The sequence below is a fragment of the Streptomyces sp. AC550_RSS872 genome (assembly GCF_019049285.1).
In the GTDB taxonomy this organism is placed as follows: domain Bacteria; phylum Actinomycetota; class Actinomycetes; order Streptomycetales; family Streptomycetaceae; genus Streptomyces.
Map to the genome: position 1 here is coordinate 105,680 of NZ_JAGMUL010000050.1, position 13,013 is coordinate 118,692.

The following is a 13,013-nucleotide window of genomic DNA, read 5'->3' on the forward strand; positions in this document are numbered from 1 at the left end:
CCGGGGCGTGGACGGCGACCGGAGCCCGGCGGCCTCAGTGACGGTGGCCTCCGGCCTTCAAACCGCCTATGAAAGCCGCCCAGGAGGCGGCCTCGAAGCACAGGGCTGGACCGTGCGGGACCTTACTGTCACGGACAGGGATGGCGCTCTCGTGGAAACCGTCGGCCACCTCCACGCAGTTGCCACCCTCCTGATTGCTGTAACTGCTCCTGCGCCAGGCGACGCCGTTCAGTTCGGGAAGGGAGATTAGAGCCACGGCGGTTCTCCTCCAGCACGGATCTGATCATGTCGAGCGACATGAGCGGGGGCAGAGCTTCCGCCCGCAGTCGATCGTAGGCCAGCAAGTAGCCCCTGACTTCGTTCGGATCCTCGACGAGTTGGCCATAGTGCGCACCCTCGGTGCAGGCGACCTCCGAGCCGTCCGGCATGGTGAGAACAGTGAGCGAGCCGCCCATCACATCGTGCTCGCCCTGGTCGAACGGCAGCACCTGCACGGTGATGTGACGGTCTCTCTGGGTTGTCAGCAGTCGTTCCAACTGTTCACGCATCACCGCCTGGCCGCCGACCGGACGCTGGAGCACCGCCTCGTCGAGGACCACCCACAACTCGGGCCGGTCAGGCGTGCGGAGGCGTTCCTGTCGCCCCATGCGAACCGTGACCCGCTCCTCCAACTGCTCCTGGCTGCCGAGCGTCAGACCGACACTCAGCACCGCCCGCGCGTACGGCTCGGTCTGCAACAAACCCGGGACCACGTGCGCCGCGTACTCACGAATGAGCACCGCCCGTTCCGAGTACTCCATGAACCTCCGCGACCAGTCCGGAAACGCCTCCCGGTACACGAACGGCCACAGCTGGGAGGAGTGGGGGTATCCGCCGGCGTCGGACGCGTCGTGCGCGGTCGCCCTCATCGTCGCCGAACTCGCCGCGAACGCCGTGCGGCACGGCCGCGTACCCGGACGGGACTTCGGCCTCCGGCTCGCTCTCGACGCGGCGGCGGGCCTGGTCCGCGTCGAGGTCGCGGACGCGGCCTCCGCGAAACGGCCTCCGGCGACCCCGCCGTCGTCGGTCCCCGAGGGCGAGTCGGGCCGAGGGCTGCTCCTGGTGGACACCCTGGCCGTGCGCTGGGGTTCGGCGCCGCGTCACCCGCTGGGCAAGACCGTGTGGGCGGAAGTGTCCATCACCCCTCCAACTTCCAGCATTGGCGTGTGAATTGCGATAACCAGGGTTATCGCTGAGAACTTGGATTGAGCAACTTCTCCGCCTCTAACGTCTGTTCCGTCACACCGGGCTCGCGCAAAGCGAGAGGCTCACCCCTCTCGCTCACCGCACAAGCCCGGCCCCGGAACCGACCACGGAGGGCGGAGAGCACCATGACGGAACACCCCGCGCAGAACGAGCCGAACGCATCTGACCAGCAGGTCGATCACCGCCGAGGCGTCTCCTCGACGCTCTCCCGCCTGACCGCCCGCCTCGAAGACTCGGCGCTCGCCGAGGCGCCCCGGGAACTCCTGCGCGAGGCGCTGGGCGCCACGGGGGCGGAGTCCGGCGCCCTCACCGCTCCGCATCCGGACCAGCGGGTGTTCCTCGACTCCATCAGCGTCAACGGCTTTCGCGGTATCGGCCGCAAGGCGCGTCTGCCGCTGACCGCGAAGCTCGGCGTCACCCTCGTCGTGGGGCGCAACGGCTCGGGGAAGTCCAGCTTCGCCGAGGGCGCCGAGACGGCGCTCACGGGCCGGACCGCCCGCCTGGACAAGCAGCGGGGCGAGGTGTGGCGCCGGCACTGGCGCAACCTGCACGACGGGGCCGACCCGAAGGTCGAGGTCCGCCTCGCCATTGCTGGCGACCCCCGGCTGTCCACTTTGACGTGCACCTGGCCCGGCGACGATGTCACCGCCCCCGAGGTCGAGTTCAGGCGGCCGGGCCACGGCAGTCGGCCCTTCGCCGGCATCGGGTGGCAGCTGGCACTGAACGACTACAGCCCCTTCCTGTCATACGCGGATCTCGACAAGGTTCTCAACGGCAGGCCCAGCGAGCAGTACGACTCCGTCGCCGCCATCCTCGGACTGCGCGAACTGACCGCCGCGGACGAGCGCCTCCAGGGCGTCGAGAAGGCGCTCGATTCCGCGTTGAAGCAGGCCGAGGCCGAACGGCCTGTACTGGCCGAGGCGTTGTCCGCGCTGGACGACCCGCGGGCGGTACGCGCGCTCTCCATCGTCGGCGGGGCGGGCGAACCCGACTTCGTCGAGCTCGATTCCCTCGTGACCGCACTGCCCGACGCGGACGAGGGCCGTCTCCGGGAGCTGCGCGCGACCGCCGCGCTGGCCGGGCCCGACCTCGGCGCGGTCGGCCCGGCCGTGGACCGGCTGCGCGAGGCCGTCGCCGTACTCGACGACGTACGCGCCTCGGGTGCCGAGGACGCCCACCAGCGCGCGGAACTGCTGGCCAAGGCCCTGGAGCACAGCCGTCGGCACGAGGACGAGGACAGCTGCCCGGTGTGCGGGTCCGATCGGCCGCTCGACGAGGCGTGGGCCGAGCAGGCCGCCGAGCAGGTGGCGAGCCTGCGGCGGGAGGCCGCGACCGCGAGGGAGGCCCGCACCGGGCTGCGGGACGCGGTGGACGCGGTTCGCTTCCTCGTCGCGCCGGTCCCCGCATGGCTGCCCGCCCCGCTCGTGGACCCATGGCAGGAGTGGCAGGCGTGCCGGGCGATCGACGACGCCGACCGGCTCGCCGCCCGCGCCGAGACTGCCGCGCTCGTCCTCGCCGACGCCTGCGCCGCGCTGCGCGAGGAGGCCCTGCGGGAGCTGGAGAAGCTCGACGAGGAGTGGCGCGCCTGTGCCGCCCGCCTCGCGGGCTGGCTCGACCGGGCCCGGCCCGCGTACGCCGGCAAGCCCCGGCTGCGCCAGGTCAGGGCGGCCCGTAAGTGGCTCAAGGAGGCCTGCGCCGAGCTGCGCGAGGAGCGGCTGCGGCCGTTCGAGGACCACTCGCAGCGGATCTGGGAGGAACTGCGCCAGCAGAGCAACGTGGACCTGCGTTCCGTACGCCTGACCGGCAGCGAGAAGGCCAACGTGCGCAAGCTGGTGATGGACGTGTCCGTCGACGGCACGGAGGCCGCGGCCCTCGGCGTCATGAGCCAGGGCGAACTGCACTCCCTCGCGCTCTCGCTCTTCCTGCCGCGCGCCGCCGCCCCGGACAGCCCCTTCGGGTTCGTCGTCATCGACGACCCCGTGCAGTCCATGGATCCCGCCAAGGTCCACGGCCTCGCGAAGGTGCTGCACGACCTCGGGGAGACCCGGCAGGTCGTGGTCTTCACCCACGACACGCGGCTCCAGCGGGCCTTCACCAACCAGGAACTCCCGGTGACCGTACTGGAGGTGGAGCGGGCAGGCCGGTCCGTGGTGACCGTGAACCGGGTGACCGATCCGGTCGGTCAGGCTCTGGCCGACGCCCGCGCCCTCGTCCGCACGCGAAACCTCCCGCCGGTCGCGATGACCCATGTGCTGCCCAGCCTCTGCCGCACCGTCCTGGAACGCGCCTTCTCGGAGGCCGCGTGGCTGCGGCTGCACCGGGCGGGGATGGCCGAACACGAGGCGGAGAAGACCGTCGCGAAGGCCATCACGCTGATGGACATCGCCGCGCTGGGGCTCTTCGGAGATCCGTCGAAGACGGCCGGTCACGTCTACGGCGAGCTGCGCAGGCGGTGCGGGCCCAGGGCCGTGGACCTCGTCCGGCAGTGCCAGGAGGGTGCCCACCCGTCGGGCACCCCGATGCCGGACCCCCACCGCTTCGTGGACGACATCAAGGCCGTCGCTCTGACGGTACGCAAGCCCGAGGAGGGGCCGTGAGCCAGACGATCCGCCAGCTGCTCGACACCGCCGACCTGCTCGTCACGGACACCAGCGAGCCCGCCACGGCCGTACCCGCCGCGTCCGCTGCCGCCACGGCGAGCCGGTGTCGAGGTGCCGCCTTCGCCCTCCGTGTCGCGCTGGAGAGCGCGGTCGCCGACCGCCTCACCGCCCACCGGGCGCCGCGCGCGATCCGGGAGGGCACCCAGCGGGCCGCGTTCCTCTGGCTCCGCGGTTGCGCCGAAGCGGAAACCGCCCGCCGCGCGAAGGCCGTGTGGAGCCAGCTCTGCCTGGGATGCCACTACCACCAGTACGAGATCGGTCCGACCGAGGACCAGGTCCGCGCGTGGCGTACCGAAGTAGCGGCAATCGTCGCCCTGTTGGCCCTCTGATCCGCATCTGCGCCGGGAGAGGCACTGCCGGGAGAAGACACACGTGAGAACGACACGACGAGGACGGTTATCGCGACCGTCCACGAAGACCAGAACGAGGAGCAGCGGTATGACGGCCCGTACGTCCAAGCGAACCCTGTACCGGCTCAGGGGCGTGCCTCCCACTGCCGACGCGATGTTCGACGCCCTGGACGCGGACCAGTTGGAAAGGGTCCACGCGGATTTCGACATCCCCGAGAACATCGGTGTACCGGCGGTCCTGGTCACCGGCAGTTTCGAGCAGCCCGTCGCGAGCTGGTGCGACGAGATCTTCCGTACGACGGGTATCGAGGTGTCACGGCCCGTCAACCGCTCGGCCGGCCTGCTGATGCTGGCCGTCGACGGTGAGGTATACGCGATCGGTTATGACCAGGGCTTCCGCCTCGTGCCCGACCGACTGAAGGATCACCGCTTCGGGCTGAGCTTCGCGTCCCGCCGGGTGGACCCCGCGAAGATCCGGGACCTTGTGTCACACACGCCGGGAGGAGGGCGCACCGACATCACTCTGATCCCCAGCGGGGCCTCGGTGTGGAGCCTGGGCATCATCGAGCACGCGCAGATCGTGCGCCGCCTCGGCGGCCACCTGGACAACATCCCTCTCACCATCTCCCGGGACAACCCGGGGAAGATCTCCAGTGCCGAGGGCGGCGCCGGCCTGCGCATGCGACTCGGTGTGGAGGGCGCCGACCTGATCGCCGACATCCGTGCGATCGCCCGCGTTCTGCGTGAGGAGAAGCCGAGTCCGGAGCTGGAGTTCGTCGAACACGTCGTGCCCGTCGACGACCCCAGCCTTGTCACCCGCCTGGAGGCCAGGCTCGACGACCTTCTGGGCCAGGAGCCCGACGGGAGAATCAGCGTCGCCGTCCCCGCAGACCGTTGGGACGACTACATGGGCGCCCGGGCATTCAGGGCCAGGATCAACAGTGACTCGGCCGGCCCGTCGACCGACGACTTCGACCTTGAGTACGTCCTCTGCCGTGCGCGCATCCAGCGTGCGGGCAGACGCGTGGCCGCGCTCCGGGAAGGAACCGTCACGCTCTATCGGCACAACCGCGCCGACCGGGCCGACGAGATCTGGACGTCCAGCGCGCTCCGCTGGATCGAGGCGGAAGTGTTTCTCGCCTCTCGCCGGTTCTTCCTGATGGACGAGCACTGGTACGAGATCGACCAGGAGTACCTGAAGGCGGTCCGCTCGCACGCCGAGCGGCTGATCACCGACACTCCGTCCGTCGACCTGCCCCCGTGGGTCCTCGGGGAGAAGGAGCGCACCTACAACGCGTCCGTGCCGGACCAGCGGCCCGGGTACGTCTGCTTCGACCGCGACAATGTGCGGACCGCGCTGCACCGCGGGAACGGTGTGGAGATCTGCGACCTGCTGAGCCCGGACGATGTCCTGGTCATGGTGAAGCGCGCCAAGGGTTCCGACGCGCTTAGCCATCTCTTCGGTCAGGCGCTCGTCGCCGTACAGACGCTGCGGAACTCCCCGGAGGGGAGGGAACGGTTCGCCGAGAAGGTGGCCGCCGCCCGGCAAGGGCGCGGTCTACCGGAAGATTTCCGGCCTTCGAAGGTCGTCTTCGCAATCCTGCTGAAGGACGGCGCCGACCTCACCGCCGACACCCTGTTCCCGTTCTCACAGGTCACTCTGGTGCAGACGGCCAGGACGCTCGAAACATGGGGTGTCCAGGTCGAGGTCGTCGGCATCACCTCCACTCCGTCGGCTACCACCTCGACTGGGACTCGGCGGTCGGCGGCGTAGCCACCGCGCACCGTAACGACGTACGCCGACGTTGCTGGCGAGCCGTTCCGGATCTCGGGGTGGTTGTGACGGCGGACAAGGGCCGCAGCGATGCCAGCTGCTACGCCAGCGACTTTCGCACCGCGTCGACCAGTGACGTCGCACGCAGGTCATTAAGGCCCCCGCCGATGTTGTTCATCGCATAGTCGAAGGCGGCCTGTACCTCGGGCGGGTCGAAGTCGATCTCGGCAGGGTCGCTGACCGCGTGCGCCCTGTTGCTGAACGACTGCGGATCCCACCACGCGACCACCTGTTCGCGGAGTTCCTCGGCACCGCCTCGGCCGGGCCGGTGGTGAGGCCACGGCCGGCCGCTGGTACACCATGCGGACGCGGTCGCGTCCACGCGTCGGCAGCCCGATGAAGAAGTCCAGTCCTAGGGGGCGGCGATTAGTCCCCGTACTGGGAGAAATTCACCCCGAACGCCTCACGCACCGGTTCGAACCCAGCCGCGACCTCACCGTGGATCGTCGTCATGCCGTCCATCCCGGCATTCGTCCACAGGCTGTGGACGAAGTGGGTGCGCGTACGGCGAGAGCCCGGCCCGGCACGCGGCCGTGACGGCCGGTGCCCGGGCCGGGCTCTCCCTTGTCGCGGCTGGTGCGCCGCCCTACTCGTCGTCTTCCTCGGGCTTGTCCGCCTCGTTGATCTCCTGCTCCAGGCCGAGCTGCTCGACGAGCCACTTGTCGAACTCGATGGCGGCCCGCACCCAGCTGACCGTCGACGAGACGAAGTGCTCCAGGCTCACGCCGGTGCCGATCAGCATCTGCGCCTCGCCGATCAGGCGGACGGTGCCGTCGTCGTGCGTGTGGCTGTAGACCTTGGGCCACAGCGTCCGGCGGTTCCAGTCGTCGATCGACTCCAGAAGCAGGGGCTTCTCGTCGATCTTGTGGGGCCGGTCGTAGAACGTCCGCACCGAGAAGACCTGCTGGTCGCCCTCGCCGCGGAACATGAAGTACGTACGGAACTGCTCCCACGGCGCCGCGAGGTCACCCTCGTCGTCGACGACGTACTTCAGCTCCATCTGGTCCAGGAGCTGCTTCACGAGGTCCTGATCCGGGACGACGGGGCCGGCCGGCTGTTGCGGCTGCGGCTGCTGGCCCCCGAAGTTCGGAATCGAGGACGGGTCGATGGTCACCGTGATTTTCCCTTCGTACGGATTCAGTCATCCTCCCCCATGCGGGGTGGGGGGTGGCAACCCCCGACGGCCCTGTCAGCCATGGGCTGACACGATCCGGTCACCTGCGGATGACGGTGCCATGACCGGCGCGGGGCATGATCGCGACATGCGGAGGGGAAGAGAACTGCGGTGGCTGCTGTGGGGCCTGTGGCTGGTGTGCCTGGGGGTCGCCGTCTGGTTCGTCGTGGCCGTGATCATGCTGTGGGCGGACGAGATGCCGCTCGACCAGCTCCAGAACTGACACCGGCCCGCCGCCCCGGCCGGGTACCCCGGATCACAGCGCCTTCCCGCTCGCCGGCCCCACGATCACAGCGTCTTCCCGCTCGCCGGCCCCACGATCAGACCGTCCCCGAACGCGTCCACCCGCACCGTGTCCCCGTCCTTGACCTCACCCGACAGGATCTCCTTGGCCAGCCGGTCGCCGATGGCGGTCTGGACGAGACGGCGCAGGGGGCGGGCGCCGTACGCCGGGTCGTTGCCCTCGTCGGCGAGCCAGGCCAGGGCCTCGTCGGTGACCTCCAGGGTGAGCCGCCGCTCGGCGAGGCGCTTCGCGAGCCGGTCGATCTGGAGCCGCGCGATCCGGCTCAGCTCGTCCTTGCCGAGGGCCGAGAAGACGACCAGGTCGTCGAGCCGGTTGAGGAACTCCGGCTTGAAGGAGGTGCGGACCACCTCCAGCACCTGCTCCTTCTTCTCCGCCTCACTCCTGACCGGATCGACCAGGAACTGGCTGCCCAGGTTGGACGTCAGCACCAGGATCGCGTTGCGGAAGTCGACAGTACGGCCCTGACCGTCCGTCAGCCGCCCGTCGTCCAGCACCTGGAGCAGGATGTCGAAGACCTCGGGGTGCGCCTTCTCCACCTCGTCGAGCAGCACGACGCTGTACGGCCGCCGCCGCACCGCCTCGGTCAGCTGACCGCCCTCCTCGTAGCCGACGTACCCGGGAGGCGCGCCGACCAGCCGGGCCACGCTGTGCTTCTCGCCGTACTCGGACATGTCGATGCGGACCATGGCCCGCTCGTCGTCGAAGAGGAAGTCGGCGAGGGCCTTGGCGAGTTCGGTCTTGCCGACGCCGGTCGGGCCGAGGAAGAGGAAGGAGCCGGTCGGGCGGTCCGGGTCGGCGATACCCGCGCGGGTGCGGCGTACGGCGTCGGCGACGGCCTGCACGGCCTCCGTCTGCCCGATGAGACGGCGCCCCAACTCCTCCTCCATGCGCAGCAGCTTCTGCGTCTCGCCCTCCAGCAGGCGCCCCGCCGGGATGCCGGTCCAGGCGGCGACGGTGTCGGCGATGTCGTCGGAGCCGACCTCCTCCTTGACCATGGTGTCCTTGGCGGCCTCCTCCTCTGCCTGCGAGGCGGCCTCCAGGTCCCGCTCCAGGGTGGGGATCTCGCCGTAGAGCAGCTTGCTGGCGGTGTCGAAGTCGCCGTCGCGCTGGGCGCGTTCGGCCTGGCCGCGCACCTCGTCGAGCCGTTCCTTCAGCTCACCGACGCGGTTGAGGGATTCCTTCTCCTTCTCCCAGCGGGCGGTCAGGCCCCGCAGCTCCTCCTCCTTGTCGGCGAGGTCGCGGCGCAGCTTCTCCAGGCGCTCGCGGGAGGCCGGGTCGGTCTCCTTGCCGATGGCCAGCTCCTCCATCTTCAGCCGGTCCACCGACCGCTGGAGTTCGTCGATCTCGACGGGGGAGGAGTCGATCTCCATCCGGAGCCGGGAGGCGGCCTCGTCGACGAGGTCGATGGCCTTGTCCGGGAGGAACCGGGAGGTGATGTACCGGTCGGAGAGCGTCGCGGCCGCCACCAGCGCGCTGTCGGCGATCTGCACCTTGTGGTGGGCCTCGTAGCGCCCCTTGAGCCCGCGGAGGATGGCGATTGTGTCCTCCACCGTGGGCTCGGCGACGAGGACCTGCTGGAAGCGCCGCTCCAGGGCGGGATCCTTCTCGATCCGCTCCCGGTACTCGTCCAGCGTCGTGGCCCCGACCATGCGCAGCTCACCACGCGCGAGCATCGGCTTGAGCATGTTCCCGGCGTCCATGGCGGAGTCACCACCGGCACCCGCGCCGACCACCGTATGCAACTCGTCGATGAAGGTGATGATCTGCCCGTCGGAGTCCTTGATCTCCGCGAGCACGGTCTTCAGCCGCTCCTCGAACTCACCGCGGTACTTGGCGCCGGCGACCATGGCGCCCAGGTCGAGCGCGACGAGCCGCTTGTTCTTGAGGGACTCGGGGACGTCCCCCTTGACGATCCGCTGGGCCAGCCCTTCCACGACGGCGGTCTTGCCCACGCCCGGCTCACCGATGAGAACGGGATTGTTCTTGGTACGGCGGCTGAGCACCTGTACGACCCGCCGGATCTCCTGGTCCCGCCCGATGACGGGATCGAGCTTGCCCTCCCGCGCGGCGGCGGTGAAGTCGGTGCCGAACTTCTCCAGGGCCTTGTACTGCCCCTCGGGGTCGGCGGTGGTCACGCGCCGCCCGCCACGGGCCTTCTGAAAGGCGTCGAGCAGCTTCTTCGCACTGGCACCCTGCCGGGTGAGCACCTCGCCGGCCTGGCCGCCCTTGGCGGCGATGCCGATGAGCAGGTGCTCGGTGGAGAGGTACTCGTCCCCGAGCTGCTTGGCCCGTGCCTGGGCGTCCGCGATCACGGCGAGCAGCTCACGGTTGGGCTGCGGGGGCGCGACGGTGGACCCGGTCACGCTGGGCAGCGCGGCGAGGGCCTTCTCCGCGCCGGCCCGGATCGAGGCCTGGTCGGCGTCGACGGCCGCCAGCAGATCGATGACGTTCTCGTTGTCCTGCCCCTGGAGCAGAGCGAGGAGCAGATGGGCGGGGGTGAGGTCCGCATGGCCCTCGGTCAGGGCCCGGTTGCTGGCCGCGTTGATCGCGTCCCGGCTCCTGTTGGTCAGCTCGGCGTCCACGTTGGCGTTCTCCTCCTGGCGTCACCGTCTCCAGTACTGACTGAGTCAGCGTACACAAAGTTGAGCCTATTCCGCTCAAGTCGGTTCTGGGTTGGTCGCGGGTGGTCGAGGAAGACGTACGGCGGCTAGGTTCCGGTCCATGGCCACATACCCCCAGGACCCGGGCGCCCCGGACGCGCCGTACCTCACCTTCTGGCAGGAGAAGCACGTCTGCACCCTGACGACCCTGCGCCCGGACGGCACCCCGCATGTCGTACCCGTCGGAGTCACATACGACCCGGAGGCCCGACTGGCTCGAGTGATCACGAGCAAGTCGAGCGCGAAGGTACGCCACGTACTCGCCGCCGGCCCCGACGGGGCCCGGGTCGCGGTCTGCCAGATGGAAGGGCGGCGCTGGGCGACCCTGGAGGGCCGCGCCATCATCCGGACCGAGCCGGAGCGGGTCGCTGACGCCGAGCGACGGTACGCGGAGAGGTACGGGCGGACACCGAGGCCGAATCCGGAGCGGGTGGTTATCGAGATCGCGCTTACTCGGGCTATGGGGCGGGGGTGACGTCGGGAGGGGGGGCGAGGCGGGGCTTACGCCGGGGACGGATACGGGGGTGGCGGGGGCCGCGTGCCGGGGCCGGGGACGGGGCCGGTGACGAGGCCGGTGACGAGGCCGGTGACGGGGCAGCGGGAGGCCCTTCCGTGCGTCGAGGGCCGGATACGGGGTGACAGGGGCGCGGGCGGCCGGAATTCGGGGTGGCTCGGTCGAAGGCCGGCGGAGCGTGGGGGGCAATCCGGAGCCACCGGATCGCGGGCAGGTCGATCTGGGGCCGCCGGATCGCAGGCGGCGGGACCCAGGCCCCAGGATGGCCGGGTCGTGGGCGGCCGCACCCCGGGCGGGCGCACCCGGGGCGGGCGCATCGTCGGCGCCCGGATCGCCGACTGCGGGATGCGGGCACCCTGCCACGAACGGCCGAATACCGGGTGACCGGTTCTGGCCACTGCCGCAACTGGTGGATACGGGTAAATGTCCCCGCAAAACTGCAGCGGCGTCACCGTGTTCAGGTCACGGTGACGCCGCTGCGGGGGGAAGCGCCTGAGCGATCTGTTACGACGGGGGAATCGCGTCAGGCACTGCGGGGGGTGGCTGAGACAGTCCTTGGGGCCGGGGCCTCCGGTTCCACCAGGCGGTGGTCGCGCTGATCGAGGTTGACGAAGATCATTCCGTACCGGATGGCACACCGCACGGGCTGCGGCGCCCCCCGAGGCCGCCGCAGACACCGGTATGCCCGGACATCCTCGTCCTCGTCCCGCGTGACGACGACCGGCTCGCCGAAGACGGTCACCATCAGTGAGTCACCGGCGTGGGGGATCGCGGTGACCAGGTCGATGAAGTGCCAGCCGGAGCGGTAGGCAGTGGCCATTTCTCTGCGGAAGGAGCGGTCGTCGGGTGGAGTGGTCATCAGGGTCCCCAGGAGCTGTCGTCTGTGCCGTCCACAACCGCAGGAGACACCGGACCCCAGGAACTGTCAGCGGCGACTGCGAGAGTCACCGCATTCGGGCCCCAACTGCTGTCAGCCCGGACGTCGCCCTTCGCACCAGCGAGGCCACTCAGCGTTCCGAAGGCCACTGCGGCGGAGAAGGTGGCGACAAGCACCGAGCGAAGCATTCTCTTACGCATAGTCGGCTTCGTCCTCACTTGAAGGTCCCCTCTTCCCCCGTCGGATAAGACGATGGCTCATTCAGGCACGTCATGGCCACACGATCGGTGCATCATGTTCCTGCATGTTCAGGACCCTGGGGGGTGGAGATTTGATAATAAATGGGGCAAAAGGCACACACCCCCATGCGGTGACCGAACTGTGCGAGGAAGGGAGCCGCCTCTACGCGAACGCTCTGCGCACAGGACGCATCGCGCGCACGGACGTGGAGTCGGCTCCCTGTTTGATGGAGTTGGCCCTCCTCCACCCCGATCCGGACGACGCGAACTGGCTGCGCCCCGTACCCCCGTCGGTGGCCCTGGCCCAGTGGCTCAATCCCATAGAGCGTGAAATCTCCGAACGCAGGCGGATGTCGATCGAGCTAGCAGATGCTTTCGAGCCGTTCATGGCGGTCAGCGCCCAAGCAACGGCGTCCACTCATTCGATCACGGTGCTGGAGGGCTACGAACGGATCAACGCGGCGCTCGACCTGGCCACGACCCAGTGCCAGTCCGAGATGCTCACGGTTCAGCCCAGCAGCCGGCGGCTGGAACAGACCCTCATCCAGGCCTTGGAGCGCGATCGGCCCCTGATAGACCGCGGCGTCAGCATGCGCACCCTTTACCAGCACACCGCACGGTACAGCCCTGAGACTCTCGCCTACGTGGACCGGGTGTCGAACGGCAAGGTCGAAATACGCACCATCGACGAACTCGTCGAACGCCTCATCATCTGCGACGAGAGCGTCGCCTTCATCCCCACCCGCGACGACCGGCAGGTTGCGCTGGAGCTGCGCCACCCCGGCCTCGTCCGCTACCTGATCAAGGTCTTCGAGTTCATGTGGAGCCGCGCGGTCCCGCTGAGTACGGGAGGCCCGTACGAGACCGCTCCGGACGGCATCACCGACATCCAGCACTCCATCGCCAAGCTCCTCGTAGAAGGCCACGTCGACGAGGCGATCGCCCGCAGGCTGGGCATGAACGTCCGCACATGCCGGGCCCACATAGCCAAGCTGGCCACCGCTCTGGGCAGCGGGAGCCGGGCCCAACTCGGCTACCTCATAGCGCAGTCCGGGATCCTGGAGCAAGATCACTGACCTTTGAGAAATAGCCATCGACCACTGTCGGTGACAACCGAGCACAACTCATGTACGTCATCACAGGGTGAAGCATCCCC

11 protein-coding genes and 2 pseudogenes are annotated in these 13,013 nt (G+C 69.4%); 7 read left to right on the plus strand and 6 right to left on the minus strand.

The window, feature by feature from the left end; all coding sequences use genetic code 11:
• Positions 1 to 34: 34 nt before the first annotated feature.
• Entirely contained in the window at positions 35 to 175 is a 141-nt protein-coding gene (locus KUM44_RS21560; RefSeq protein WP_374202059.1) for a DUF397 domain-containing protein, read from the minus strand.
• Positions 129 to 854: pseudogene (locus KUM44_RS21565) on the minus strand (DUF5753 domain-containing protein); the annotation flags it as partial. The pseudogene KUM44_RS21565 and the gene KUM44_RS21560, both read right to left, overlap by 47 nt.
• On the opposite strand from KUM44_RS21565, the gene KUM44_RS21570 reads away from it, so the two are divergent.
• From KUM44_RS21570 to KUM44_RS21585, 4 genes are all read left to right on the plus strand, one after another.
• The gene (locus KUM44_RS21570; protein WP_254389852.1) at positions 799 to 1,209 is read left to right on the plus strand and encodes an ATP-binding protein; all 411 of its coding nucleotides are present in this window, start codon (positions 799 to 801) and stop codon (positions 1,207 to 1,209) included. The pseudogene KUM44_RS21565 and the gene KUM44_RS21570 overlap by 56 nt on opposite strands.
• A 161-nt stretch (positions 1,210 to 1,370) precedes the next feature.
• Positions 1,371 to 3,842, plus strand: coding sequence for an AAA family ATPase (locus KUM44_RS21575; RefSeq protein ID WP_217209977.1), 2,472 nt, complete (start codon positions 1,371 to 1,373; stop codon positions 3,840 to 3,842).
• Positions 3,839 to 4,234, plus strand: coding sequence for a hypothetical protein (locus KUM44_RS21580; protein WP_217209978.1), 396 nt, complete (start codon positions 3,839 to 3,841; stop codon positions 4,232 to 4,234). The genes KUM44_RS21575 and KUM44_RS21580 overlap by 4 nt, the downstream gene beginning before the upstream one ends.
• A 109-nt stretch (positions 4,235 to 4,343) precedes the next feature.
• Entirely contained in the window at positions 4,344 to 6,029 is a 1,686-nt protein-coding gene (locus tag KUM44_RS21585; protein ID WP_217209981.1) for a TIGR04141 family sporadically distributed protein, read from the plus strand.
• A gap of 100 nt (positions 6,030 to 6,129) precedes the next feature.
• On the opposite strand, the pseudogene KUM44_RS47605 reads toward KUM44_RS21585, so the two are convergent.
• A pseudogene (locus KUM44_RS47605) lies at positions 6,130 to 6,448 on the minus strand (esterase); the annotation flags it as partial.
• A gap of 227 nt (positions 6,449 to 6,675) precedes the next feature.
• Complete coding sequence (locus KUM44_RS21595) at positions 6,676 to 7,203, minus strand: YbjN domain-containing protein (RefSeq protein ID WP_062723971.1); 528 nt, start codon at positions 7,201 to 7,203, stop codon at positions 6,676 to 6,678.
• Between the two features lie 148 nt (positions 7,204 to 7,351).
• Here KUM44_RS21595 and KUM44_RS46815 point away from each other — a divergent pair, with 148 nt between their 5' ends.
• On the plus strand, positions 7,352 to 7,486 hold the full coding sequence (locus KUM44_RS46815) for a hypothetical protein (protein ID WP_302186025.1): 135 nt from the start codon (positions 7,352 to 7,354) through the stop codon (positions 7,484 to 7,486).
• 65 nt (positions 7,487 to 7,551) lie between these two features.
• On the opposite strand, the gene clpB is transcribed toward KUM44_RS46815, so the two are convergent.
• Entirely contained in the window at positions 7,552 to 10,149 is a 2,598-nt protein-coding gene (clpB, locus tag KUM44_RS21600) for an ATP-dependent chaperone ClpB (RefSeq protein WP_217209983.1), read from the minus strand.
• A 139-nt stretch (positions 10,150 to 10,288) separates the two neighbouring features.
• On the opposite strand from clpB, the gene KUM44_RS21605 reads away from it, so the two are divergent.
• On the plus strand, positions 10,289 to 10,702 hold the full coding sequence (locus tag KUM44_RS21605) for a pyridoxamine 5'-phosphate oxidase family protein (protein WP_217209984.1): 414 nt from the start codon (positions 10,289 to 10,291) through the stop codon (positions 10,700 to 10,702).
• A 562-nt stretch (positions 10,703 to 11,264) separates the two neighbouring features.
• Here the strand turns inward: KUM44_RS21605 and KUM44_RS21610 are convergent.
• On the minus strand, positions 11,265 to 11,600 hold the full coding sequence (locus KUM44_RS21610; protein ID WP_217209985.1) for a hypothetical protein: 336 nt from the start codon (positions 11,598 to 11,600) through the stop codon (positions 11,265 to 11,267).
• Between the two features lie 322 nt (positions 11,601 to 11,922).
• Between KUM44_RS21610 and KUM44_RS21615 the strand changes: the two genes are divergently transcribed.
• A complete protein-coding gene (locus KUM44_RS21615; RefSeq protein ID WP_217209986.1) occupies positions 11,923 to 12,933 on the plus strand; it encodes a helix-turn-helix transcriptional regulator in 1,011 nt (336 codons plus the stop codon).
• The last annotated feature ends 80 nt before the right edge of the window (positions 12,934 to 13,013 follow it).